This window comes from Shewanella sp. T24-MNA-CIBAN-0130 (genome assembly GCF_040310185.1).
Classification (GTDB): domain Bacteria; phylum Pseudomonadota; class Gammaproteobacteria; order Enterobacterales; family Shewanellaceae; genus Shewanella; species Shewanella psychromarinicola.
Map to the genome: position 1 here is coordinate 41,162 of NZ_JBEOPP010000020.1, position 24,492 is coordinate 65,653.

Here is a 24,492-nt window from a genome sequence, read left to right on the forward strand (position 1 = left end):
CAAGACCCTTTTGATTAAATTTAATTAACTTTTGCTAAATTAAGGTTAAATTCACTTTTTTGTGGTCGTAAATATGATAATGACCACTAGGTGCAATCTCGATCATTTTAAGGTTTCAGGCTCGATTAATACGCTATTGTTTGCATCCGACAACCATATTTGTCCCTCACTAATGCTCACTTGCAATGTCATATTTCGATTAACAAATACATCCATTTGTTTCACTGCATCTTCAGGAAGATTAATCACAGCTAAATTATCGTAACGGGTAAACGCTTGTTGGTTCTGTTGCCACCAAATCGGTACACTTCTGCCACCGTAAGTATAAAGAATGACTTGTTTTGAGCGACCACAGGCTTTTCTGAGCCACTTCTCATCAGCTTGGCCAAACTCAACCCAAAGATCGATTTCACCCGTTAGATTTTTATCCCAAAGTTCTGCTTCATCATCAACACTTAACCCTTTGCTGAACACTAATGACTCAGAGGCATTTAAGGCGAACGCCAATAAACGAACCATCATACGGGTATCCGTTTCAGAGGGATGTTGCGCTAAGGTAAATTGATGATCGGCATAATAATGACGATCCATATCTGCTATCTGCAGTAATACTTTAAAAACGGTAGCTTTAGCGGCCATAAAGGGTTCCAACTAACATAAAAAAACCGAGTCTACTACAAAGTAGACTCGGCATAATAGGACATCGTACTTATCGGGTTAAATAGCGCCAGGGCGTAGATGTTTGGCCATGGGGAAATGCGCACTTAACTGGGCAACTTTTGCAACAGAAGACACTATTAACATACGACTTCCATGTTCATATTGATGGGTAATATCACTTAATAATGGTAGCGTTTCTCTGCTTGCATCACGCCTTAATAACTCATTAAACTCGCTGTCAAGCGGGTTATCACTGAAGACAACGTCTAACGTCTGTAGCAAGGGCATTGCTGCGATAGGCAATAAATGTGCTGGCGTATCCTCAGTTAATAGAATAATGTCACCTTTAACGCTAAAATCTTGAAAAGCGTTATGGAAACGCTGCTCGGTTAACGTATCAAATTTATCTTGGTTAGTGGTAAAAAATCGTTCCCAAAACAAACGTCTATCTTTACCTGCAAGTAATTTATCTTGAACTTCCTCTCGCTTGCTGGCAACAAAATCAAATAAAGGCGTTAACGATGACGGTAACATCGTTTCGAGTCGTGAACGGATAGTTCGAGCAAAAACTGGCGCGGCGCCAGCGGTACTGATGGCAACGACTAACCTGCCTCTATCCACTATTGAAGGCGTAATAAATCTGCAAAACTTAGGATTATCGACTACATTGACCCAAATTCCACGCTCAGTCGCTAATTCTGCGTACTCCATATTCAACTGCTCATCGGCAGTGGCGAGGTAAATGATATCGACGTTGGCAATATCATCACGGCACACTTCACGACGAGACAACTGGATCCGAGCTTGGGTATGATAGTTTTCAATGTCATTAGCGATCACAGGCGCTATTACATGAATATGAGCATCAGTACGAGACAGTAAATCCAATTTACGCGTGGCGACCTCACCAGCGCCAACGACTAAAACCTGTAGACCTTGAGTATCCACAAACAATGGGAAATATTGCATTAATCTACTCAGTCTTCAACAATAGAAAATTGATGTTGGATCCAAGCGCGGTACCCACCAATCATTGAAGCGACTTGTGTATAGCCCATAAGTTGTAGATTATAGGCCGATAACGCTGCACGTTGACCCGCGCCGCAATAAAGCAATAACGGGGTGTTTTTGTCCGGAAAACGATGCTCTATATCGCGTTCAATAATGCCGCGGCTCAAGTGTTTGGCATTGGGTAAATGACCTTGCAGCCACTCGTTATCTTCTCGTACATCAATTAATAGCCATTGATCTTGTTGTTGATATTGTTCAATGGTTAACAAGGTGACATGAGGCATAACAGAATCAACCAAACTGGCGAATGCTGGGGTTGCTTGCATAGGGTTTCCTTAAGTAAAGTAAAGTCACTCATTAGCGACAAATTAGCACTACATACGTCATAAACCTAAAAGTGGTTTACTCACTAGTTTAAGAAAAAAATAATCTTATACAAGCGCTTATTCGTTATGCATTTCACTTTGTTGCGAACTACATTGCCAGCACAATTCAAAACTTCCTTCGTTTATTTCATGGCATTGAACACATTGCCATTGAGGCTGTTCGATATCATGTGCATCCAGTAGCGTTTGTGCCGCGACAAGTTGACTGTCTGCTACCCATAACTCAACCGTCTGCATTTCAATCGGCAAACCTCCTACACCACCAATGAGAGCTTCACCTTTAAGATCAACGTCTATTCCGCTGGTTTCCAGTAGCCCTTTCCATGTGTGAGCCTGTAATAAATTACCACCGGCCAATAATACTTTTCGTTGTTCCATGCGTTATCCACCGTGATTGCTCTTGCTGGCAAATTAATTTCATCCTACTGCCTCAATCAAAATCTGTCGAGTACTGTTTATAAATTGGACATTTATCATAAACAATGATTATCTTAACGCTGTATGAGTCATTCGCACTCAATAACATCATTAATGGGATGCTAGATGACAAAAATAGTCTTAAAAGGTATCTTTCAAATCACTGCTTGGAATGAAACTGCTTATGCAGAACATGATGATAGCAGCAAACAAACCATTGCAGAAATTGCCCAAACTTACTCTGGTGATATCAGTGGTGCTGCACAGAACCGCTGTGTGATGTCGTATCAAAAAGATGGCTCTGCGGTATTTGTAGGGATAGAGCACTTAACCATAAATACCCCCGAAATAGCGGGTACATTAGTATTACAACATGATGGATTATTTTCACAAGGCGTTGCACAAAGCCAATTTAGCGTAATAGCGGACTCGGGGACCCATAACCTGCAACACTATCTTGGCCACGGAGAGTTTACCTCAACCGAAAATGGTCAAGCTGATTACACCATCACCCTATATCATGACTAAGGTAACCATTTCTCGTTTAGATACTGATATCGGCACGTTTAGAACCACGGTCAAGCTCACGCCGTCTGGATTGCTTTTTAGCACCGTTGACATACTAGGCTGTGATGGGTGGGAAGCATTGATAATCGATCCACACACTCAGTGGTACAAAACGTTAGTCGCTGCCTGTGAAGTTCATTTAAGCCAACAAAGAAATAACCTAGTCATAAAAAAATAAACCCCAGCAGAGCCAGGGTTTATTTTTAGTGATTGATATTAATCATGCCTATTAAGGCATCATTGCAGGTTGATCTGCACCTTCTTTTTCAATCTCTACAGGTAACATATGCTCACGATTGATACCCAATTTAACGGCTAAATAACTGGCCACGAAAATCGATGAGTATGTACCAACAAAAATACCTAATAACAATGCCGTCGCAAAGCCATGGATCATTGTGCCGCCTTTTAAGAACAGCGCAATAACGGTAACTAATGTAGTACCTGTGGTTATCACAGTACGACTCATGGTCTGAGTGATTGAGGTATTCACAACCTCTATAGGGCTACCTTTACGCATTTTAAGGAAGTTTTCACGGATACGGTCATACACCACGATAGTATCGTTAAGTGAGTAACCTACAACCGTCAATAAACCTGCCAATACAGTCAAGTCAAACTCAAGCTGTAATACCGAAAACACCCCTAAAGTCACAATAACGTCATGGGCTAACGCCGCAACAGAACCTGCTGCTAAACGCCATTCAAAACGAAATGATACGTAGATAAGAATACAAATAAGCGCAACAATAACCGCTAAGCCACCCTGCTCTGCTAATTGCTTACCCACTTGTGGTCCAACAAACTCAACTCGCTTTTGAATTACAGCAGAATCAATAGTTTGAGCAGCAGCTAATACTGCAGCTACTTGCACATCACTTTTTAAGGTCTCTCTTACCGGTAAACGAACCAATATATCGCGGCTGGAACCAAAGTTCTGTACTACCGCCCCTTCAGCTTCCGCTGAAGTCATCTTCGCGCGTAAAGCACTCAAGTCAACAGGAGCTGAAAACTCCATTTCAACAACAGTACCACCGGTAAAGTCTAATCCCCAGTTAATGCCTTGGACACCCAGCGACACAAATGAGGCTATCACTAAGATCATCGACATCACACTGATAGGCATTGCATGACGAAGGAAGTCGACGGTGTTCTTTACTGAAAATATCTGAAACATATTCAACTTCTCCTTTAGATAGACAATGACTTAACGCGTTTACCACCCCAAACCGCATTCACGATTGAGCGTGTGCCAATAATGGCTGTAAACATCGAAGTCGCGATACCTATCATTAAGGTAACAGCAAAGCCTTTAACCGCACCGGTACCAACAGCAAATAAAATTAACGCTGTCATAAAGGTAGTAATGTTGGCATCTGCAATGGTTGAAAACGCATTACCATAACCTTCATGGATGGCTTGTTGTACACTGCGGCCGTTTAGGAGTTCTTCACGGATACGTTCAAAAATAAGCACGTTGCCGTCTACTGCCATCCCCACCGTTAATACCATGCCAGCAATACCAGGTAAGGTTAACACCGCACCAGGGATCATCGACATCACACCAACAACCATGATTAAGTTAGCCATCAATGCCAAGTTGGCAATAAAGCCAAACGCACGGTAGTAAATCATCATGAATATAAGCACAACAACCATGCCCCAAACCATTGCTTGAACACCGTTTTGGATATTTTCAGCGCCTAAGCTTGGACCAATCGTTCTTTCTTCTACGATAGTGATAGGAGCAATAAGCGCTCCGGCACGTAACAGTAACGCTAAGCTCTGTGATTCAGAGTGCTCAAGACCCGTAATCACAAAATTACGACCTAAACGAGCCTGGATAGTGGCAACCGAAATGACCTCTTCAATCCTAGTCATTTTCACTGTGCCATCAGGATTACGTGTACCACTATCTTTATATTCGATAAACAATGTAGCCATTGGCTTACCGATATTGTCTTTGGTAACGTTCGAGAAAATCGAGCCGCCTTCGGCGTCAAGATTAATCGCAACCTGTGGACGGCTGTATTGGTCAAAAGTCGGTTGCGCGCCGGTGATATGATCGCCAGTGAGCATGACTTCTTTCTTCAATACGGCAATCCCGCCTTCACGACGTTTGTACACTTCTGCACCGGCAGGTACACGACCATTTGCCGCGGCACTTACATCCGCCTTGTCATCAACCATACGAAATTCAATTGATGCTGTAGCACCTAAAATTTCTTTTGCACGAGCAGTGTCTTGTACACCTGGCAGTTCAACAATAATGCGCTCTGCGCCTTGACGTTGTACGACAGGCTCAGCGACACCAAGCTCGTTGACACGGTTACGAAGGATGGTCATGTTTTGCTTCAGTGCTTCTTCCTTAATTTGCGTAAGGTAGGTATCACTCATGGTAGCAAGAAGCATAAACTCATCGCCGCTACTCGCATCGGTATAGGTCATGTCATTGCTGCGGATTTTTAAAAAATCCTCAGCTTCGACAACCGTTTCAGCATCACGAAACTTAATCGCAATCCCTTTCGGGGTTTTACGAATACCGGCGTAGCGAATTTTCTCTTCACGAAGCTGACTGCGAAAATCAGCTATTTTAGCCGCTTCCATTTTGCGGACCGCCTCGCCCATGTCCACTTCCATTAAGAAATGAACACCACCGCGCAAGTCTAAACCTAGCTTCATTGGCGACCCACCAACAGCTTCAAGCCATGCTGGGGTTGCCGGTGCTAAGTTTAACGCAACGGTATATTTCTGACCAAGTAGTTCAGCGATAGCCTCTTTCGCCACCAACTGCTGCTCAGGATTTTGTACGCGAACTAATAACTGACCATTTTCAAGCTCGGCGCGCTTTACGGCAATATCCTGACTCTCTAATAGATCAACGACAGTCGTTTGTGTCGATACAGTGACTTCAGCGCCGCGAGTCGCGACGATCTGTACTGCATGATCTTCACCAAACAAATTTGGAATTGCATAAAAACTACCAACGGCGATGATAAGCATCACCATGATGTTTTTCCACATTGGGTATTTATTTAACACACCATAGCCCTCTTGGCTTATAACGACTGAATAGAACCTTTAGGCAATACCGCTGCGATGTAATCCTTTTTAATCGTGATTTGGTTATTATCATTAATAGCTAATAACACATAATCACTTTCATCAGCGATTTTGGTCACTTTACCGAGAATGCCACCACTGGTTAACACTTCATCACCTTTTGAAATCGACGCCATTAGGTTTTTGTGTTCTTTAACACGCTTTGACTGTGGACGGAAAATCATAAAGTAAAAAATTAATCCAAACATGACGAGCATGAAAATTAATTGCATGGTTTCGCCACCGGCTATTCCACTTATTGGACTTGCATATGCATTTGAAATAAACATAGTTCTCTCTTCTTATTAGCTAAAATTAATCGATTAACTCAGGTACTTCACGACCTAGACTGGTGTAGAACTCCTTAACAAAGGCGTCTAATGTACCTGTCTCAATTGCGCCGCGCAAACCTTCCATCAAAATTTGATAATAACGTAAATTGTGAATGGTGTTTAAACGCGCACCTAAAATTTCATTACAACGATCTAAATGGTACAAATAAGCACGTGAATAGTTTTTACAAGTGTAACAATCGCACTTAGTGTCTAATGTTGCTGTATCATCACGATGGCGTGCATTGCGAATTTTAATCACACCTTCACTGGTAAATAAATGGCCATTACGGGCATTACGCGTTGGCATCACACAGTCAAACATATCGACGCCACGACGAACACCTTCCACTAAGTCTTCAGGTTTACCTACACCCATTAGATAACGTGGTTTGTCAGCTGGAATTTGCGGGCAAACATGCTCTAAAATACGGTGCATATCAGCTTTAGGCTCGCCCACAGCCAAGCCACCAACGGCATAGCCATCAAAACCTATGTCTAAAAGACCCTTTACACTCTCATCACGTAAATCTTCGAATACCCCACCTTGAATAATGCCAAACAAAGAGTTTGGATTTTCTAAGCGGTCAAATTCATCACGCGAGCGTTTTGCCCAACGCAGTGACATTTGCATCGACTTACGCGCTTCGTCATGTGTTGCAGGATATGGGGTACATTCATCAAAAATCATTACCACGTCAGAACCTAAAGAATTCTGAATTTGCATTGATTTTTCTGGATCTAAAAAAATCTTTTCACCATTAATTGGTGAGCGGAAATGGACACCTTCTTCAGTGATTTTACGGATGTCGCCCAAACTAAACACTTGGAATCCACCTGAGTCCGTTAGAATAGGACGCTGCCAATTCATAAAGTCGTGCAAGTCACCGTGCTTACGCATGATCTCTTCACCAGGACGTAACCATAAATGGAAGGTGTTACCCAATAAAATATCGGCACCGGTAGCACGCACTTCTTCAGGCGTCATACCTTTTACCGTACCGTAAGTTCCCACTGGCATAAATGCAGGCGTTTCAACAGTGCCACGATCAAAAATAAGACGTCCGCGACGAGCACGACCATCTGTTGTATCTAATTCAAATTTCATAAATCACCTTGCCAGATAAACAGTCTGACTCGTTTAGTTTCTATAGTAATGAGGGCGAATTTTACTGCTTCAAGGTTACTGACACATTAAATCAAAAAAACGCCCACTACTGTGGGCGAGTATTTTAAATCAAATTCGTTGCTTAGGGGGCTTTTTTCGTCACAAACATTGCATCACCGTAGCTAAAAAAGCGATATTTTTGCGTAATCGCATGCTGATAGGCGTTCATCACTTCATCAAAACCGGCAAAAGCGCTTAATAGCATGATTAATGTCGACTCAGGCAAATGAAAATTGGTCACCATGGCATCGACTATTTTAAATTGAAAGCCAGGGTAAATAAAAATATCGGTATCACCACTGAAGGCTTTTAGTGGACCATCGCCACTGGCACGAGCTGCACTTTCAAGTGAACGAACAGACGTCGTGCCAACGGCAACGACGCGATAGCCGTTGGCTTTAGTTTGCGCAATGAGGTCAACGACATCTTGAGGAACGTTTGCCCATTCTGAATGCATCTTGTGCTCCAGAATATTATCGACCCGTACTGGTTGAAAGGTACCCGCGCCAACATGTAATGTCACAAAAGCAATATTGACGCCTTTAGCTTTTAGTTCAGCCAGCATAGCGTCGTCAAAGTGTAAACCTGCGGTCGGTGCTGCAACAGCGCCTGGTGTTTGGTTATATACCGTTTGATAACGCTCTTTATCAGCATCTTCATCTGGACGATCAATATAAGGCGGCAGAGGCATATGACCGACGTCTTCAAGCACTTCTAATACGGTTTTATCAGAAAGTAACTCAAGTTCAAATAAGGCATCGTGACGCGCCAACATTTTCATCTGGTATCCGCCGTCTAAATCGATAAGGGTATCAACTTTAGGGGATTTAGAGCTGCGAACATGGGCTAAAATACGTTTATCGTCCAGCATACGTTCAACGAGGATCTCAAGCTTACCGCCAGTGGACTTTTGGCCAAATAAACGCGCTGGTATGACTCGAGTGTTATTAAACACCATCAAGTCACCAGGATTGATCATATTGAGTAAATCAGTAAATTTTTTGTCAACAAGCTCACCGTTTTCGCCACTTAGCGTGAGTAAACGCGAGGCATTGCGTTGTGCTGTCGGATAGCGAGCAATCAGCTCATCTGGTAGGTCGAATGAAAAATCTGCAACACGCATAGTATTATCTCAACAGTAAAAACGGCCGCTAGTCTATGGCGAGCAAAGGTTAAGATCAAGTTTACTGATTATGTTGTCGGCTTTTGCTCTATGATCTCAGTGTCGAGATCATCGCTAGTAATCGGATTAGGCTTAGCAGCGTAAAAGATTTCATTCGATTTATATGAATGCACTTCATAACGCATGTCGATGTATACTTTATTTCTTTTGGTCGCTGTAGACCTGCCCAATAATTTTTTAAACCAATCTTTCATCATCCTTGATCCCTATAATTAATCCTATACCCTTTAAAAGCACTGACCTCTAGCCGTCACAACGAGAGATGCTCAATACTCAATGACATTTTTCGATAAAGCGTTATCATTAGGTCTACACACTCGCCACTTCGTAACGCTTTGTTACAATCGGTTAGTATCATACTGTAAAATAATAAAATTAGAAGTACAATTTATGAACTTTTTAGCTCACTTACATTTAGCCGACATCAGCAACACTCACCTAGTCGCTAATTTGTCGGGCGATTTCGCAAAAGGTAATATACAGCAACATCCAAAACATCTGCAACAAGGGATATGGCTTCACCGTCAGATAGACCAAGTTACTGACAGCCATGAAATTATTATCGACTTACTCAAGTTATTCCCTAAAACCTCACGCCGCGTTGCACCGATACTGGTTGATTTAGTCTTTGATCATTACTTAGCGTTTTATTGGGAAGAGTATCATCACCAGCCATTGGATGAATTTTGCCAAAAAGCATACCATCAACTTAGCACGACACCTGAATTACCCCCGACATTACAGGCAATTGCGCCACAAATTATTGAGCAAGATTGGTTAAGTAGTTACCAAACAAGGCAAGGATTAGATCAAGCGATTAAAGGTGTGAGTCGTCGCTTATCAAAACCGGAACTGTTTGATCATGCCATTAACGATATTGATAAGATTTATATTGATATTGAAATTGCATTTAGAACCTTTTATCCGCAATTAATGGCCTATAGCAAAGTTTATAGTCGTAAAACTCCAGCTGAATATTTACCTTAACACCGAGCAATAATGGAGTTAATTAAGTATGACATCATGGTTAACTAACCTAAAATCCACACTCACATCCGGGCGGTTTTGGCTAACTAGCCTTCGCGATATAATACTCATCGCAGTGGTATTGTTCACGCTTGCCAGTTATTTACAACGAGATATGCGAACAGGTATCGCCACGCCAATTCAAGCCCACACGATAGCCAATAAACCCATATCATTGTTTACCTCAACCTCTACTAACACGCAAATAAATATCAGACCGATGAATACCAACAATAAACCCACCTTGATCTATTTTTGGGGTACTTGGTGTCCGGTATGCAAAGTGACCTCTCCTATGGTCAACTCGGTTAATCTTAATCAAGATTATCAGGTTATTTCCATTGCGGTAGCTTCAGGATCTGATGTTGAAATTAGTCGCTTTATGCAACAACATCATTATGATTTTGAAGTGATCAATCAACAATACCAACCTCAGGCTGCGTTATTAAGCCAACAATGGGGTGCAATGGCTTTACCCGCTATTTATATCATTGATACCAACAATAATATCCGTTTTGTTACCTCAGGCGTGACCAGCGGTTGGGGAATGTCATTGCGCTTGTGGTTAGCGACTTGGTCACCCGCCTTTAGTTAAACGCCTCTGTTCAACTGGACAATTGATTTTTTGTTATGAGTAAAACTTTGTTAGTATTCGCGGCGGTAGTATTGGCGACGTTAATTTTTCGTAATACGAATACCTGAATCTGACTCAATTAAAGAGAATAACTCATAATGCACATCTTTACTTATCAACCTCCTTCGATCCCATGGTTGGACATACGCTATAAAGACCGTGACATTATCGTCATCAATAAACCTTCAGGCCTATTATCAAATCCAGGACGTTCACCTGACACACACGATACGGCAATCACTCGCTTGCAACAAAGCTATCCTGAAGCCATTCTGATCCATCGCTTAGATTGTGACACTTCTGGGATCATGATTTTTGCTCGAACTAAAAAAGCAGAATCGCATTTAAAAATTCAATTTCAAAATCGCCAAGCTAAAAAAGTGTATATTGCCGAAGTCATGGGCTACGTCAATGAACAACAAGGCAAAGTAAACGTCTCCATTGGGCCTAATCCTGATTCGCCACCATTCCAAATGCTCACCGACTCTGGCAAAGCTGCGTTGACCTACTTCCAAGTGCTTGAACATAGGCCACAGTCAACCTTGATGGAACTGAAACCGCACACTGGTCGCACTCACCAACTTAGGGTTCATATGCTGTCGCTTGGTCATGCCATTTTAGGGGATGAGTTTTATGGCGATACGGAGACAATTAATGCCAGTAAGCGCTTAAATTTACATGCGCAATTGCTAACGATTACCCACCCTTACAGCCAAGTCGAGATGACTTTCTTTAGTCAGCATCCATTTTAATTCGCAGCTAATTAAATGAAAAAAATGCCGACTCAATCGCGTCGGCATTTCTTCAATCAATATATCTTTACAATATTAGCCGGCTTGAGAGGCCTCTTTTGCTTCAGCAGCTTCACACGCTGCAGCAGTAAAGATCACATCAGTAGAACTATTTAATGCGGTTTCTGCAGAATCTTGGATCACACCAATGATAAATCCGACAGCCACAACTTGCATCGCAACATCATTAGAAATACCAAACAAGCTACACGCCAGTGGGATTAATAATAGCGAACCACCCGCAACACCTGAAGCACCGCAAGCTGAAACAGAAGCCATCAAACTCAATAACAATGCCGTCATAAAATCAACTTCGATACCTAAAGTATGAGCTGCAGCTAAGGTTAATACCGTAATGGTGATAGCAGCGCCGCCCATATTGATGGTGGCACCTAATGGAATCGATACCGAATAAGTGTCTTTATGCAGTTTTAGCTCTTCACACAAGGCCATATTGACCGGGATATTGGCAGCACTTGAACGAGTAAAAAATGCCGTAACACCACTACCGCGTAAACACTTAAACACTAAGGGATAAGGGTTACGTTTGATTTTGGCATAAACGATAATTGGGTTAACAACCAAGGCAATAAATAACATAGAGCCCACGAGTACCATGAGTAACTGGCCGTAACCTGCTAGTGCTTCAAAACCTGTTTCGGCAAACGTAGCAGCCACTAAGCCAAAAATACCTATCGGCGCTAGACGGATCACAAAGCGGACAATATTTGATACAGCGTCACTGACATCTGAAAGCATTTGCTTGGTGCTGTCACTGGCATGATGCATGGTTATCCCTAAGCCTGCTCCCCATACTAAAATACCAATATAATTACCCGTTACTAATGCGTTAACCGGATTATCGACAATTTTAAATAATAAGGTATTAATAACTTCGCCAATCCCTTGAGGAGGATTAGAGCCTTCAATGCCTGCGGTTAGCAGTAAGGTGGTTGGAAACGCAAAACTGAATAATACCGCCGTTAATGCCGCAGCAAAGGTACCCAGAAGATATAACATAATAATCGGGCGCATATTGGTTTGACTATTTTTCTTTTGATTGGCAATCGATGATGCAACCAGAACAAAAACCAGAATCGGCGCAATGGCTTTCAGTGCACCCACAAAGAGTGAGCCCAGAAAAGCCACACTATTGGCACCCGTTGTTGAAATACTTGCCAGAATCACGCCCAAAATGATCCCGCTGATAATTTGTAGCACGAGGCTACCGCTAGCGATACGAGCTAACAGAGATTTTTTTTGATTCATTGTTTAACCTATGATTATTATATTTATGGCTTTTTATGATCAAGATTTTGCTTATCTTTAAAAAGGAAACATCACAATACTGGTAACATCCACGTTAACCACCTTACAACATATAGTGATATAACACGTATGCTACGATACTCATGACATTATCGATAATAACAATGCTATTACTGAAAACACCCTGCTCATTTTACTTATTGATGTGCAATTAACTCACACTCAATAAATACACTTCAATCAATTCGTTTTCAGGGATAGCACTCCCTCATTAACGTTAAGCATTACCTTGTGAACATCGTGTATACTGACACTGTAAAAGCCTTATAGCTGTATATCAGGATGGTGTGTAATAAGTCTAGTCTTGATGCCAAATGAGTAAAAAAATTCAACCATCGTTCGCAAAGTAAACGTTAATTTAATGGTTACACTTTTTTTGATGCAAAATTGTTATCAATGTTAAAAGCCATGAAATACTAACAGAGAAACAACTATTAAATATTAAGCAGACTGTAATGCATGAGCGCCTCTAAGCATCGCTTCAATTAACTCTTGAGCATCAAACTTAGTTAATGCTTCATTGGCTCCGACCTGTTTAGCTTGGCTGACACTAATTTCGCTGGATAATGATGTATGTAAAATAATGTACGCGTGTTCAATTTCGGGATTATTTTTAACCTCAAAGGCTAATTCATAACCATCAAGACCAGGCATTTCAATATCACTCACCAGTAAATCAATTGGTTTTCGGTCTGTAGCGGCTTGTTGCATAATATCTAGTGCGTCCCGACCATCTGCCGTCACTTGATAGGCAATGTTAATCGAGTCTAGTGCATCAGACAGCTGTTTACGGGCCACTTTTGAGTCATCCACCAGTAAAATTTGTAATGGTGTTAATTTTTCACGTTGAACATCGGTTAATATGGCTCGATTACGAAGAGGATCATCAGGAAAGATTTTTGATAGTAACAATTCGACATCCAGTAATTGAACTAACTGATCATCAAAACGAGTTACACCGGTTAGAAAGGCATTTTTACCTAAGTTGCTGGAAGGCGCCTCGATATTACGCCAGTTACACTCAATAATTTTATCGATTGAACGCACAAGAAAACCTATCACCATTCGCTGACAATCAGTAATAATGATGTGGCAATCTTTACGCTCTTGTTCGGTCACAGGTTTATAACCAATGGCAGCAGCCATATCGATAACCGGAATAGTCATCCCCCGAATAGTGGCTGCACCCATTATGGAAGAGTGAGAGTGCAGAATTTTATTTAAAGGAGTAAACGGCACAAGTTCACGAATTTTTAAAGTACCTAAAGCAAACAGTTGTGTTTGATTTAACTTAAAAAGTAATAGACCCTGCGATTGATTCGCTTTGCTCGTTTTCGGACTCATCACTACCCCTTCATCTGAAGACTGAAATCAGCCTCACTATAACATTTATCGTCAGAATATAGACTAACTTTAGCCAGCTATTTTATCTGCAAATATCATTACAAATCACAAAATTAGCAATTCATCCGATGATCAGTTCCGCTATTACTAGATGATATTCGATTTACACTCAATCAAACCCCACTGTTGGTAAAAGAGATATCGCTTACTCGCAATGTAAAACAGGCTTGTAGTATTTAATGCTCTTTTCTCGGCAAACAGCCAGTGTAACGGGCATAGTCGATAATAGTTGAAATGTTCCGCCGCCTACAATGTAAATCATCACGGCCACTGTAATAAGCTTAACTGCCGATGAATATCGGATAGAGGGCTGAATATAACATTCGGGAATGTGGAGATGTTCGGTAAAAACAACAAAGGGAGTCAATTGATTTAATCAGTTACAGATCCAATCAATTGTCTCCCTAATAATATGAGATCTAAAACAATGAGGCTAAAACTCAAATAAATCAGTTCGAAGCGGCTTGCAGTTCGTAAAGCACGTCATAAACAAATTGATCCCAGCCTTCAGCATCAAACGCTAACCCGCAGGCATTTCTGACTTGGCTAACAGCATGCAAAGGGGCGGCACCGTTTTCCATCAAATAATAAGCCATCACCATTTGAGTACGATTAATTCCCGAACTGCAGTGCAATAATATTGCCTTTTGCTCACTTTCACATTCACGAATGAATGCTAATACCTGAGGTAATACCTCAGCACAAATGGCTAAATCTTGTGGTTTAGGTGGCATATTATCAGGTAAATTAAACACTTTATGACGCAAGCCTAATTCTGCCATAGCATCGACATCACAACCTTCACCATTATTTAATGATGCGATAGCAGCAAAACCAGCTTGCTTTAATTCAGCTAAGTCCCATACATCTTTGTTTGGACCACTACGGCCTGCGACTTGCTTATCAACTAACCAAAAAATATCTTTCATATTACCTACTACTAATCAGATTTCTTAGCCCAAATACCAATATTAACGGAGGCTACTTTTTTGCGCTTTTTTTTACCACTACCTTCTGGCTTAGCCATTGGTTTAGGTTGTTCGAGTACGGTTTCAGGCACAACATCATCAGCCTCAAATCCGTTAACTTGTTCACGTTCAAGGCGAATTTTGTTTTTCTTCTCGATTACACAGAAGTGATGATACTCGTCATGAGACAATAAGGTCAACGCTAAACCAATTTCTCCCGCACGTCCACTGCGACCAATTCGATGCATATAATCTGCTGGGCTGCGCGGTAAGTCAAAATTAATTACCACAGGTAATTTTTCAATATCGAGACCACGGGCAGCAATGTCTGTCGCAATGAGTACTTGAATCTCACCCGCTTTAAAACCGTCTAATACCCGACTTCGCGCGCCTTGGGCTTTATCACCATGAAAGACTTCTGCAGTGATACCACGTTTAGCTAATTTTTCAGCTAAATGATTACAACTATTTTTGGCACTAACAAAGATCAATACTTGGCGCCATTGATGTTGTTGTAGCAAGTGTGCAAGTAATGCCGTCTTTTTTTCACGGTTAACCGTCATTACACGCTGCACTAAGGTACTCGTCTCAGCGCTTTGTAATTGTATCTCAAGTGGGTCCACTAACAACGCTTGCGTTAATTGACGAACTTCATCAGGAAAAGTCGCTGAAAACAATAACGTTTGTTTTTGCTTAGGGAGGAAGTTGAGTACTTGAGTCAATTCTTCAGTAAAACCAAGACTTAGCATACGGTCAGCTTCATCAAGCACCAACGTTGACACTTGAGACAACCTGAGTGCATTAGAAGAGACTAAATCGAGTAAACGGCCTGGGGTTGCCACTACCACATCCGCGCCGCCACGCAATGCTAACATTTGAGTGTTGACCGATACGCCACCAAATGCAGCAACCACTTTAATGTCACCATTTAAATGAACCGCATAGGATTTAAAGCTGTCAGCAACTTGCTTGGCTAATTCCCGTGTGGGTACCAAGACTAATGCACTCACAAAATTACCTTTAGCAGATGATGTTGCCCGACGATTCATTAATTGATGTAAAATCGGCAGAGCAAAAGCCGCTGTTTTACCTGAGCCTGTATTCGCACCCGCCAGTAAGTCTTTACCGGTTAGCGTACTGGGAATGGTTTCAGCTTGGATTGGTGTAGGCTGAATATAATTAAGCTCAGCTAATCTTGCCAACAATGGGGTATGCAGGCCAAATTCAGCAAAAGTCGTGACTAAAGAAGCTTGGGTCATGTATCAAATGCGCTCAAAAAAAGGTTATCAATCGGTCATTTTAACGTACTTTGGCGCAGCAGTCAGATAAATCAGTTAATTTCGTCAATCCCTTCTAGGTCGAGTAGCCATTGCTTCATGTCGAGCCCATAAGCATAACCTGTGAGCTTACCACCTTTGCCTATCACCCGATGACATGGGACGATAATGGCAATTGGATTAGCACCATTTGCAGCCCCCACAGCTCTAACGGCTTTAGGTCGCCCAATAGTATTAGCGATATCACTGTAACTGCAACGCTGACCGAATGTTAATTGACTCAATGCTTGCCAAACCTCTTGTTGAAACACTGTCCCTTTCGGCGCTAAGGTCACATCAAATTGTTGCCTTTGCTTAGCGAAATACTCAGCTAACTGGAACACAGTTTCATCAATGTGTCGCTGAGCCTGTAACAGTAAAGTTTGAGCATGCACTATGCCACTTTGCTGCAATGTAACTTGAGTTTGAATTTCTACTGTTGAACTTATTTGAACGAGATCCTCAACCTGTAAATGCGTTAACCCATGCTCAGAGGCTTTAAGCGAGAGTAAACCAACAGGACTTGTCACTAAAGCGTGACGCTTAGGTAAGGCAAATTGGGGCATAATATTATCCTTTTTTTGCAATAACAGGATCGTTATCCCAAAGCTGAAATGTTAAGTAACTGCCCCACGGTGATGCTTGTTTTGCGATCTCAGCGGCAATATTTAGGTATGATTTAGGTGTTTCAATGGCTTTACCCAATTGCTCATGTAACGCATGCAGGCGATTTTTAATGACTAAGTCAGAGCTCAAAAAAACATCAGGATCGCTCAAGCCTCGCATGTTAACGTAAGCAACTGTCCACGGGCCAATACCTTTTACCGCAAGCCAATCATCAGGCATAGAATCTGGGTGTTGATGCACAAATTCCCCCAAGGCATTTAAGGCTAATTTTCGCGCACCAGGCATGTTAAGTTCATCTAATGATGCCTTAGCGATTGCTTCTGCTGTCGGGAATAATCGCCAAGTTTTACCATCAATTACCAGTGAGGTACCATAATGCTCGACCAGCAAATTTAATAATTTAGTCGCTTGCAGGACACTCACTTGTTGCCCTAAAACGGCTCGACAAGCAGCTTCAAACACACTACCCGCGGCAGGAATACGCAAACCACTATCAATTTTGGCTCCTAATTCGATGATGGGTAATAATGCCTGCTGGATTATATCCATGTCGGCATTTAAATCGAACATGCGACGAAGTTGCAACACTATATTGTGTAAAAACTTAATATCATTGGCATCAACTAAGTAAATACTCACATCAAGTTGGGGTTTATCTTTATGAGCTGAAATGTAAAAAAAACCCTCCACGCCATCAAATGAAAACGTTCGACCATAACGGCCAGAAATATCATCAATTACTTCCATATTGTCGACTTGGCGAAAGGCATAAAAAGCCAACATCTTCGCCCAATTGAGGGGTGGTCTGTAGGCTAATGCTAATGTTATTGGTTTAATATAAGTACTCACGTGGTTATCTTTGTGAGGGTGAATAACATTCGTTGAGGATCGACTTTTCTGGCGTAAATCACTTGGGGTTAATCGTAATTCTTGTTTAAATATTTCATTAAACCGCCTGATGCTATTAAAACCCGCAGCCATGGCAACTTCAGTCATCGATAATGGTGTTTGGTGCAATAACTGTTTGGCAAACATCAACTGTTGGTACAACGCAAAGCGTTTAGGGGATGTACCCAATCCTTGGCTAAAGAGTTTATTCAAATACCGACTGCTAATACCTAGTTTCTCTGCCAGCTTGACCACAGTTCCTGGATTGTCGCCTTTTAAAAAGCCTTGCTCAATCAACTTTATTGCCCGCATTAACGTTGTTTGAGTCCCTAACCACGCAAATGAGCTTGGTGCACTATCTGGTCGACATCGAAGGCAAGGCCTCAGTCCAGCATTAGCTGCTTTTACAGCAGAATCAAAGTAACGCACATTTTTCTCATAAGGCGCAGGCGCGGGACAAATTGATCGACAATAGATACCTGTAGTTAGCACCCCTGTAAAAAATTGACCATCAAAGCGAGCGTCACGACTTAATCTAGCCTGCCGGCAAATCTGTGCTGCAACATTACAATCGCTGTGGATCTGTACCATTAGTCTCGCTAGCCTCTTTACGTTAATCAGGTTCAATCGAAAACTGAACCATTTTCCCTGCACTGCGTACTTAAGTGATTACTTTACCGAAACACAACCACCACGACTAGCGGAAAACGGAACTCAATCGTTTCGTATCATGTAACAATTTAACCGATTACATTTGGCCATTTTACGTTATCCTAGTCAGCAGAACTATCACCATGAAGTTAGAGCATTAGATGTTTAAATTTTTTGAATCATTGACCCAAGCATTACCACAAGAAGAACCGAGTCAGCCACCCAATACCTTATATGCATTTTGCCGCCATTATACCCGCGGATTTGGTAGGCCATTAATTATCATGTCGGTGCTTACGGCGGTGCTGGCGATGTTGGAGGTATCACTGTTTGGCTTTATGGGCAAATTAGTCGATTGGTTAGTGACCAAAAACCCGCAAACTTTGTGGCAAGATGAAAGCACGACGTTAATTACCATGTCGGTGGTTGTCTTAGTGGTCATTCCTGTGATTGTTTGGCTACATTCGTCTATCGTGCACCAGACGCTTTTGGGTAACTTCCCCATGGCCATTCGCTGGCAAGCGCATCGTTATTTACTCAAACAGAGTATTTCTTTCTATCAAGATGACTTTGCTGGACGAATAGCCACAAAGGTCATGCAAACCTCGCTTGCGGTACGTGAAACGGTAATGAAATTGCTGGACGTACTGATGTATATTTTAGTGTATTTCACGTCTATGCTCGTGATGATTGCCGCTGCTGATGTGCGCTTAGTGTTACCCATGCTCCTATGGTTGGCTGCTTATATCTTGATTCAATGGAAATTAGTGCCAAAGCTAAAAGCAATATCCACAGAACAAGCCGATGCTCGTTCAACGATGACAGGGCGTATTGTTGACAGTTATACCAACATTTCAACCGTAAAACTGTTCTCACATACCACCCAAGAAGCCGACTATGCCCAAGATAGTATGACGCGTTTCTTAAAAACCGTTTATGGCCAAATGCGTTTGGTGACGATAATTAATGTTTTGGTACAAATCATCAATTACCTTTTAGCATTTACCATCACCGCAGTGTCTATTTGGTTATGGGCTGACAGTGCGATTACGGTTGGCGCCATTGCCATAGCCGTGAGTTTAGCGTTGCGTTTAAATGGCATGTCACAATGGATCATGTGGGAAATCAGCTCACTTTTTGAAAATATTGGCACGGCGACCGATGGTATGAACACGCTATCTAAACCCATTGCTATCCAAGATAAACCCGACGCCAAAGACATTATTGTTAATCAAGGTAAAATAGACTTTAATCAAGTTTGTTTTCATTATGGCGAGAAAACGGGCGTTATTGAGCAGCTAAACCTGAACATTAAAGCGGGGGAAAAAGTCGGTCTGGTTGGACGTTCAGGCGCAGGAAAGTCGACCTTAGTGAACTTACTAATGCGTTTCCATGATGTGGAGAAAGGTGAAATACTCATTGATGATCAACCAATAACGGATATTCGCCAAGATTCATTACGCGCCAATATTGGTATGGTGACTCAGGATACGTCGTTATTGCACCGTTCAATTCGTGAAAATATCTTGTACGGCGATCCCCATGCAAGTGATGAACAATTAATGGCGGCAATCACTCAAGCACAAGCGGCAGAGTTTATTGAAAATTTAACTGACCCATTTGGTAATAAAGGTCTTGACGCTCAAGTTGGCGAACGTGGAGTCAAACTCTCAGGTGGTCAACGTCAACGAATTGCCATTGCACGTGTATTATTAAAAAACGCGCCAATTTTATTGCTTGATGAGGCAACCTCAGCACTCGATTCTGAAGTTGAAGCAGCGATTCAAGAATCCTTTTATGAATTAATGGAAGGCAAAACCGTGATAGCAATAGCGCATCGACTCTCAACGATTGCGGCTATGGATAGACTCATCGTATTGGATCAAGGCTGTGTTGTTGAACAAGGAACCCATCAAGAGCTCATTAATGCCAGTGGCATCTATGCGCAACTCTGGGCCCATCAAACTGGAGGGTTTTTAGGGTTAGATTAATTAAGTACTTAAATTATTAAAATAAAACTAATAAGAGCCACTCAACTTTGAGTGGTTTTTTATTGCGGTTTGCCGAGATAACCCAATCCAACAAAAACATCTACATTAGAGACTTAGCAATTAACAAAAATAATTGATGTACAAAAAAATGGTAAAGCTTAGGGGGTTTGATAGATGCAGCGAGATAATTTGATGAGATTAACAGTAAAGCTATATGGTGGTCGCTACTGGGCTCGAACCAGTGACCCCCTCCTTGTAAGGGAGGTGCTCTCCCAGCTGAGCTAAGCGACCTGGGATATAATTAACAACATTGACTTCATAAATAAAATCATGGTGGTCGATACTGGGCTCGAACCAGTGACCCCCTCCTTGTAAGGGAGGTGCTCTCCCAGCTGAGCTAATCGACCTCGCTGTGTGGGGCAGTATTATAGGCAGCGAGCAAAGCCTGTCAACGCTTTTTATTTAAAAAAATGTCAGTCGGGCTAAAATTGTTCGCTTTGATGCTTTGTTAAACAAGAGATTGAGTTTAATAATAAAGAAAATTCAAAAACCGCCTCAGGTTTACGCGTCCGCCATTTCAACTACTCAGTTAGACTGTTAGAATGACGCTACATTTTTTTGTTTGTCTTTTTATAGACGTTTATAAATAGGTTAGTGTCCGATTATGACAACTAAGACGCGTTTTGCCCCAAGTCCAACAGGTTTTCTTCATGTAGGTGGTGCCCGTACTGCTCTGTATTCATGGTTACACGCACGTGCTAATAATGGTGAATTCGTACTGCGTATTGAAGACACAGACATTGAACGTTCAACTCAAGAAGCCTGTGATGCTATTCTTGATGGTATGAACTGGTTAGGTTTGACTTGGGATGAGGGTCCTTATTATCAGACTAAGCGTTTTGATCGTTACAACGAAATTATTGAGCAAATGCTAGATAATGGCTCTGCGTACAAATGCTATTGCACACGTGAACGTGTTGAAAAAATGCGTGAAGAGCAATCGGCACAGGGTTTACAACAAAAATACGACGGTTGCTGTCGTAACCTTGCTCCTCGTGATACTGACGAGCCTTTTGTTGTTCGCTTTAAAAACCCCGTCGAAGGCAGTGTAATATTTGATGATCACGTTCGTGGGCGCATCGAAATTTCAAATGATATGCTTGATGATTTAATCATTAAGCGCACCGATGGTGTTCCTACTTACAACTTCTGTGTTGTCGTTGATGACTGGGATATGGGTATTACTTGCGTTGTTCGTGGTGAAGATCATATCAATAATACTCCGCGCCAAATCAACATTCTTAAAGCACTAGGCGCCCCAATTCCTGAATATGCTCATGTATCGATGATTTTAGGTGACGATGGTGCCAAGTTATCTAAGCGTCATGGTGCTGTAGGTGTGATGCAATATCGTGATGATGGTTATTTACCTGAAGCACTATTAAATTATCTTGTTCGTTTAGGTTGGTCACATGGCGATCAAGAAGTATTTTCAATGGAAGAATTGAAAACGCTGTTTAAATTAGATGATATCAATAAGGCGGCTTCTGCTTTTAATACCGATAAGCTAATTTGGTTAAACCAGCATTATATAAAGTCACTTGATCCTGTTTATGTAGCAACACATTTACAGTGGCACATGGATGACCAAAAAATTGATATCAGTAATGGCCCTGCGTTAACTGAAATTGTGACTGCATTATCTGAACGCGCTAAAACATTAAAAGAGTTAGCCGCTTCTAGTCGCTATTTCTATGAAGATTTTAACGATTTCGACGAAGCACAAGCTAAAAAGCACTTACGAGGTGTGGCACTAGAGCCTTTAACATTGTTCAATCAAAAGTTATCTGAACTAAATGATTGGAGTGTAGAGAATATTCACCACGCTATCGAAGCCACTGCCACGGAACTTGATGTTGGTATGGGTAAAGTTGGCATGCCGTTACGTGTTGCGGTTACAGGCGCTGGACAGTCTCCAGCGTTAGATTTAACCTTGTTCTTAATCGGAAAAGAAAGATCTGCGCAAAGAATATCCAAAGCGATTGAATTTGTAGCAAATAGAATAAATTCCTAAAAAACGAGTTGACACTTTTGGGTATGCTGCATAGAATGCGCCTCGCAGTTGAGACATGATGTCAGGTTATTCTGGTAGCATATTCAAAAGCATTAAGTAAGAGGGGCTATAGCTCAGCTGGGAGAGCGCTTCGCTGGCAGTGAAGAGGTCCACGGTTCGATCCCGTGTAGCTCCACCACTTACTTGCTGATCTTTAATTAGATAATTAGCATTAATGTTTAGCCTACAGACATTAATGAGTATTCACTCGATACAGAGTATAACGTATCAACTATGTCCCATTCGTCTAGAAATAGACATTAGGACATCGCCCACTTTGGTTTATAAAGAGTCGGCGGTAACAGGGGTTCGAATCCTTTAGGTTTGTTCTTCATTATAGGTAATTAGCACTGGTGTTTAGCCTACAGACACCAATGAGTATTCACTCGATACAGAGTATAACGTATCAACTGTGTCCCATTCGTCTAGAAATAGCGCTTAGGACATCGACCACTTTGGTTTATAAAGAGTCGGCGGTAACAGGGGTTCGAATCCTTGTTGTTTTGTAGCATTTAGCATTAATGTTTAGCCTACAGGCATTGATGAGTATTCACTCGATACAGAGTTTAACGTATCAACTGTGTCCCATTCGTCTAGAAATAGCGCTTAGGACATCGCCCACTTTGGTTTATAAAGAGTCGGCGGTAACAGGGGTTCGGATCCTTGTTGCTTTGTAGCATTTAGCGTTGATGTTTAGCCTACAGACACCAATGAGTATTCACTCGATACAGAGTATAACGTATCAACTGTGTCCCATTCGTCTAGAGGCCTAGGACACCGCCCTTTCACGGCGGTAACAGGGGTTCGAATCCCCTATGGGATACCATATTTAAGATGGTTGAACATAATTCGAAAGAGTTGTTTGATGATCTATAAAGCGTTGATGTTTAGCCTACAGACATTGATGAGTATTCACTCGGTACAGAGTATAACGTATCAACTGTGTCCCATTCGTCTAGAAATAGCGCTTAGGACATCGCCCACTTTGGTTTATAAAGAGTCGGCGGTAACAGGGGTTCGAATCCTTTAGGTTTGTTCTTCATTATAGGTAATTAGCACTGGTGTTTAGCCTACAGACACCAATGAGTATTCACTCGATACAGAGTTTAACGTATCAACTGTGTCCCATTCGTCTAGAGGCCTAGGACACCGCCCTTTCACGGCGGTAACAGGGGTTCGAATCCCCTATGGGATACCATATTTAAGATGGTTGAACATAATTCGAAAGAGTTGTTTGATGATCTATAAAGCGTTGATGTTTAGCCTACAGACATTGATGAGTATTCACTCGATACAGAGTTTAACGTATCAACTGTGTCCCATTCGTCTAGAAATAGACATTAGGACATCGCCCACTTTGGTTTATAAAGAGTCGGCGGTAACAGGGGTTCGAATCCTTTAGGTTTGTTCTTCATTATAGGTAATTAGCACTGGTGTTTAGCCTACAGACACCAATGAGTATTCACTCGATACAGAGTTTAACGTATCAACTGTGTCCCATTCGTCTAGAGGCCTAGGACACCGCCCTTTCACGGCGGTAACAGGGGTTCGAATCCCCTATGGGATACCATATTTAAGATGGTTGAACATAATTCGAAAGAGTTGTTTGATGATCTATAAAGCGTTGATGTTTAGCCTACAGACATTGATGAGTATTCACTCGGTACAGAGTATAACGTATCAACTGTGTCCCATTCGTCTAGAAATAGCGCTTAGGACATCGCCCACTTTGGTTTATAAAGAGTCGGCGGTAACAGGGGTTCGAATCCTTTAGGTTTGTTCTTTATTATAGGTAATTAGCATTGATGTTTAGCCTACAGACATTGATGAGTATTCACTCGATACAGAGTTTAACGTATCAACTGTGTCCCATTCGTCTAGAGGCCTAGGACACCGCCCTTTCACGGCGGTAACAGGGGTTCGAATCC

At 41.8% G+C, this 24,492-nt stretch carries 22 protein-coding genes and 6 tRNA genes; 10 read left to right on the forward strand and 18 right to left on the reverse strand.

Annotated features, from left to right (window positions below; genetic code table 11):
- Window positions 1-102 precede the first annotated feature (102 nt).
- From AAEZ02_RS10265 to AAEZ02_RS10280, 4 genes are all read right to left on the reverse strand, one after another.
- Window positions 103-639, reverse strand: coding sequence for a YaeQ family protein (locus AAEZ02_RS10265; RefSeq protein WP_101030224.1), 537 nt, complete (start codon window positions 637-639; stop codon window positions 103-105).
- A gap of 78 nt (window positions 640-717) precedes the next feature.
- On the reverse strand, window positions 718-1,629 hold the full coding sequence (locus AAEZ02_RS10270; protein WP_124013640.1) for a precorrin-2 dehydrogenase/sirohydrochlorin ferrochelatase family protein: 912 nt from the start codon (window positions 1,627-1,629) through the stop codon (window positions 718-720).
- Between the two features lie 8 nt (window positions 1,630-1,637).
- Window positions 1,638-1,997 (reverse strand): rhodanese-like domain-containing protein, encoded by a 360-nt coding sequence (locus tag AAEZ02_RS10275; protein WP_351122965.1) that lies wholly within the window; start codon window positions 1,995-1,997, stop codon window positions 1,638-1,640.
- Between the two features lie 117 nt (window positions 1,998-2,114).
- Entirely contained in the window at window positions 2,115-2,435 is a 321-nt protein-coding gene (locus AAEZ02_RS10280; protein WP_101030221.1) for a putative signal transducing protein, read from the reverse strand.
- Between the two features lie 165 nt (window positions 2,436-2,600).
- On the opposite strand from AAEZ02_RS10280, the gene AAEZ02_RS10285 reads away from it, so the two are divergent.
- On the forward strand, window positions 2,601-3,002 hold the full coding sequence (locus AAEZ02_RS10285; RefSeq protein WP_124013641.1) for a DUF3224 domain-containing protein: 402 nt from the start codon (window positions 2,601-2,603) through the stop codon (window positions 3,000-3,002).
- Between the two features lie 268 nt (window positions 3,003-3,270).
- On the opposite strand, the gene secF is transcribed toward AAEZ02_RS10285, so the two are convergent.
- The 6 genes from secF to AAEZ02_RS10315 all read right to left on the reverse strand — a co-directional run bounded on the left by secF (window position 3,271) and on the right by AAEZ02_RS10315 (window position 9,023).
- The gene (secF, locus tag AAEZ02_RS10290; RefSeq protein WP_124013642.1) at window positions 3,271-4,218 is read right to left on the reverse strand and encodes a protein translocase subunit SecF; all 948 of its coding nucleotides are present in this window, start codon (window positions 4,216-4,218) and stop codon (window positions 3,271-3,273) included.
- A 14-nt stretch (window positions 4,219-4,232) separates the two neighbouring features.
- Window positions 4,233-6,083 (reverse strand): protein translocase subunit SecD, encoded by a 1,851-nt coding sequence (secD, locus tag AAEZ02_RS10295; protein ID WP_124013643.1) that lies wholly within the window; start codon window positions 6,081-6,083, stop codon window positions 4,233-4,235.
- Between the two features lie 17 nt (window positions 6,084-6,100).
- A complete protein-coding gene (gene yajC, locus AAEZ02_RS10300; protein WP_101030216.1) occupies window positions 6,101-6,433 on the reverse strand; it encodes a preprotein translocase subunit YajC in 333 nt (110 codons plus the stop codon).
- Between the two features lie 25 nt (window positions 6,434-6,458).
- Window positions 6,459-7,583, reverse strand: a complete 1,125-nt coding sequence (gene tgt, locus AAEZ02_RS10305; protein ID WP_124013644.1) for a tRNA guanosine(34) transglycosylase Tgt — start codon at window positions 7,581-7,583, stop codon at window positions 6,459-6,461.
- Between the two features lie 142 nt (window positions 7,584-7,725).
- The gene (gene queA, locus AAEZ02_RS10310) at window positions 7,726-8,766 is read right to left on the reverse strand and encodes a tRNA preQ1(34) S-adenosylmethionine ribosyltransferase-isomerase QueA (RefSeq protein ID WP_101030214.1); all 1,041 of its coding nucleotides are present in this window, start codon (window positions 8,764-8,766) and stop codon (window positions 7,726-7,728) included.
- A 68-nt stretch (window positions 8,767-8,834) separates the two neighbouring features.
- On the reverse strand, window positions 8,835-9,023 hold the full coding sequence (locus AAEZ02_RS10315; RefSeq protein ID WP_124013645.1) for a hypothetical protein: 189 nt from the start codon (window positions 9,021-9,023) through the stop codon (window positions 8,835-8,837).
- Window positions 9,024-9,216: 193 nt separating this feature from the next.
- Here AAEZ02_RS10315 and AAEZ02_RS10320 point away from each other — a divergent pair, with 193 nt between their 5' ends.
- The 3 genes from AAEZ02_RS10320 to AAEZ02_RS10330 all read left to right on the forward strand — a co-directional run bounded on the left by AAEZ02_RS10320 (window position 9,217) and on the right by AAEZ02_RS10330 (window position 11,238).
- Window positions 9,217-9,813, forward strand: a complete 597-nt coding sequence (locus tag AAEZ02_RS10320; protein WP_101030212.1) for an acyl carrier protein phosphodiesterase — start codon at window positions 9,217-9,219, stop codon at window positions 9,811-9,813.
- A gap of 28 nt (window positions 9,814-9,841) precedes the next feature.
- Window positions 9,842-10,447 (forward strand): protein disulfide oxidoreductase, encoded by a 606-nt coding sequence (locus AAEZ02_RS10325; protein WP_124013646.1) that lies wholly within the window; start codon window positions 9,842-9,844, stop codon window positions 10,445-10,447.
- A gap of 137 nt (window positions 10,448-10,584) precedes the next feature.
- A complete protein-coding gene (locus AAEZ02_RS10330; protein ID WP_124013647.1) occupies window positions 10,585-11,238 on the forward strand; it encodes an RluA family pseudouridine synthase in 654 nt (217 codons plus the stop codon).
- 75 nt (window positions 11,239-11,313) lie between these two features.
- On the opposite strand, the gene sstT is transcribed toward AAEZ02_RS10330, so the two are convergent.
- From sstT to AAEZ02_RS10360, 6 genes are all read right to left on the reverse strand, one after another.
- The gene (sstT, locus tag AAEZ02_RS10335; RefSeq protein ID WP_124013648.1) at window positions 11,314-12,546 is read right to left on the reverse strand and encodes a serine/threonine transporter SstT; all 1,233 of its coding nucleotides are present in this window, start codon (window positions 12,544-12,546) and stop codon (window positions 11,314-11,316) included.
- 501 nt (window positions 12,547-13,047) lie between these two features.
- On the reverse strand, window positions 13,048-13,950 hold the full coding sequence (locus tag AAEZ02_RS10340; protein ID WP_351088963.1) for a chemotaxis protein: 903 nt from the start codon (window positions 13,948-13,950) through the stop codon (window positions 13,048-13,050).
- A gap of 509 nt (window positions 13,951-14,459) precedes the next feature.
- Complete coding sequence (locus tag AAEZ02_RS10345; protein ID WP_351122970.1) at window positions 14,460-14,939, reverse strand: dual specificity protein phosphatase family protein; 480 nt, start codon at window positions 14,937-14,939, stop codon at window positions 14,460-14,462.
- A gap of 11 nt (window positions 14,940-14,950) precedes the next feature.
- Window positions 14,951-16,237 (reverse strand): DEAD/DEAH box helicase, encoded by a 1,287-nt coding sequence (locus AAEZ02_RS10350; RefSeq protein ID WP_124013650.1) that lies wholly within the window; start codon window positions 16,235-16,237, stop codon window positions 14,951-14,953.
- 71 nt (window positions 16,238-16,308) lie between these two features.
- Window positions 16,309-16,860 carry a methylated-DNA--[protein]-cysteine S-methyltransferase gene (locus AAEZ02_RS10355; protein WP_124013651.1) on the reverse strand — a complete coding sequence of 184 codons (552 nt, stop codon included), beginning with the start codon at window positions 16,858-16,860 and terminating at the stop codon, window positions 16,309-16,311.
- A gap of 4 nt (window positions 16,861-16,864) precedes the next feature.
- Window positions 16,865-18,400 (reverse strand): AlkA N-terminal domain-containing protein, encoded by a 1,536-nt coding sequence (locus tag AAEZ02_RS10360; protein WP_124013652.1) that lies wholly within the window; start codon window positions 18,398-18,400, stop codon window positions 16,865-16,867.
- Window positions 18,401-18,621: 221 nt separating this feature from the next.
- On the opposite strand from AAEZ02_RS10360, the gene AAEZ02_RS10365 reads away from it, so the two are divergent.
- Complete coding sequence (locus AAEZ02_RS10365) at window positions 18,622-20,451, forward strand: ABC transporter ATP-binding protein (RefSeq protein WP_351078377.1); 1,830 nt, start codon at window positions 18,622-18,624, stop codon at window positions 20,449-20,451.
- Between the two features lie 215 nt (window positions 20,452-20,666).
- Here the strand turns inward: AAEZ02_RS10365 and AAEZ02_RS10370 are convergent.
- Both AAEZ02_RS10370 and AAEZ02_RS10375 read right to left on the reverse strand, forming a co-directional pair.
- Window positions 20,667-20,742: transfer RNA gene (locus tag AAEZ02_RS10370), tRNA-Val, on the reverse strand.
- A gap of 40 nt (window positions 20,743-20,782) precedes the next feature.
- Window positions 20,783-20,858: transfer RNA gene (locus tag AAEZ02_RS10375), tRNA-Val, on the reverse strand.
- A 257-nt stretch (window positions 20,859-21,115) separates the two neighbouring features.
- Between AAEZ02_RS10375 and gltX the strand changes: the two genes are divergently transcribed.
- The 5 genes from gltX to AAEZ02_RS10400 all read left to right on the forward strand — a co-directional run bounded on the left by gltX (window position 21,116) and on the right by AAEZ02_RS10400 (window position 24,134).
- Window positions 21,116-22,525 (forward strand): glutamate--tRNA ligase, encoded by a 1,410-nt coding sequence (gltX, locus tag AAEZ02_RS10380; protein ID WP_351079389.1) that lies wholly within the window; start codon window positions 21,116-21,118, stop codon window positions 22,523-22,525.
- Window positions 22,526-22,627: 102 nt separating this feature from the next.
- Window positions 22,628-22,703: transfer RNA gene (locus tag AAEZ02_RS10385), tRNA-Ala, on the forward strand.
- Window positions 22,704-23,314: 611 nt separating this feature from the next.
- Window positions 23,315-23,390: transfer RNA gene (locus AAEZ02_RS10390), tRNA-Glu, on the forward strand.
- A gap of 296 nt (window positions 23,391-23,686) precedes the next feature.
- Window positions 23,687-23,762 (forward strand) — tRNA-Glu (locus AAEZ02_RS10395).
- A gap of 296 nt (window positions 23,763-24,058) precedes the next feature.
- Window positions 24,059-24,134 (forward strand) — tRNA-Glu (locus AAEZ02_RS10400).
- Window positions 24,135-24,492 lie beyond the last annotated feature (358 nt).

Coding starts and splice junctions, on each gene's coding strand:
- AAEZ02_RS10265 (WP_101030224.1), bottom strand. CDS start 639: ATGGCCGCTAAAGCTACCGTTTTTAAAGTATTACTGCAGATAGCAGAT.
- AAEZ02_RS10270 (WP_124013640.1), bottom strand. CDS start 1,629: ATGCAATATTTCCCATTGTTTGTGGATACTCAAGGTCTACAGGTTTTA.
- AAEZ02_RS10275 (WP_351122965.1), bottom strand. CDS start 1,997: ATGCAAGCAACCCCAGCATTCGCCAGTTTGGTTGATTCTGTTATGCCT.
- AAEZ02_RS10280 (WP_101030221.1), bottom strand. CDS start 2,435: ATGGAACAACGAAAAGTATTATTGGCCGGTGGTAATTTATTACAGGCT.
- AAEZ02_RS10285 (WP_124013641.1), top strand. CDS start 2,601: ATGACAAAAATAGTCTTAAAAGGTATCTTTCAAATCACTGCTTGGAAT.
- secF (WP_124013642.1), bottom strand. CDS start 4,218: ATGTTTCAGATATTTTCAGTAAAGAACACCGTCGACTTCCTTCGTCAT.
- yajC (WP_101030216.1), bottom strand. CDS start 6,433: ATGTTTATTTCAAATGCATATGCAAGTCCAATAAGTGGAATAGCCGGT.
- tgt (WP_124013644.1), bottom strand. CDS start 7,583: ATGAAATTTGAATTAGATACAACAGATGGTCGTGCTCGTCGCGGACGT.
- queA (WP_101030214.1), bottom strand. CDS start 8,766: ATGCGTGTTGCAGATTTTTCATTCGACCTACCAGATGAGCTGATTGCT.
- AAEZ02_RS10315 (WP_124013645.1), bottom strand. CDS start 9,023: ATGATGAAAGATTGGTTTAAAAAATTATTGGGCAGGTCTACAGCGACC.
- AAEZ02_RS10320 (WP_101030212.1), top strand. CDS start 9,217: ATGAACTTTTTAGCTCACTTACATTTAGCCGACATCAGCAACACTCAC.
- AAEZ02_RS10325 (WP_124013646.1), top strand. CDS start 9,842: ATGACATCATGGTTAACTAACCTAAAATCCACACTCACATCCGGGCGG.
- AAEZ02_RS10330 (WP_124013647.1), top strand. CDS start 10,585: ATGCACATCTTTACTTATCAACCTCCTTCGATCCCATGGTTGGACATA.
- sstT (WP_124013648.1), bottom strand. CDS start 12,546: ATGAATCAAAAAAAATCTCTGTTAGCTCGTATCGCTAGCGGTAGCCTC.
- AAEZ02_RS10340 (WP_351088963.1), bottom strand. CDS start 13,950: ATGAGTCCGAAAACGAGCAAAGCGAATCAATCGCAGGGTCTATTACTT.
- AAEZ02_RS10345 (WP_351122970.1), bottom strand. CDS start 14,939: ATGAAAGATATTTTTTGGTTAGTTGATAAGCAAGTCGCAGGCCGTAGT.
- AAEZ02_RS10350 (WP_124013650.1), bottom strand. CDS start 16,237: ATGACCCAAGCTTCTTTAGTCACGACTTTTGCTGAATTTGGCCTGCAT.
- AAEZ02_RS10355 (WP_124013651.1), bottom strand. CDS start 16,860: ATGCCCCAATTTGCCTTACCTAAGCGTCACGCTTTAGTGACAAGTCCT.
- AAEZ02_RS10360 (WP_124013652.1), bottom strand. CDS start 18,400: ATGGTACAGATCCACAGCGATTGTAATGTTGCAGCACAGATTTGCCGG.
- AAEZ02_RS10365 (WP_351078377.1), top strand. CDS start 18,622: ATGTTTAAATTTTTTGAATCATTGACCCAAGCATTACCACAAGAAGAA.
- gltX (WP_351079389.1), top strand. CDS start 21,116: ATGACAACTAAGACGCGTTTTGCCCCAAGTCCAACAGGTTTTCTTCAT.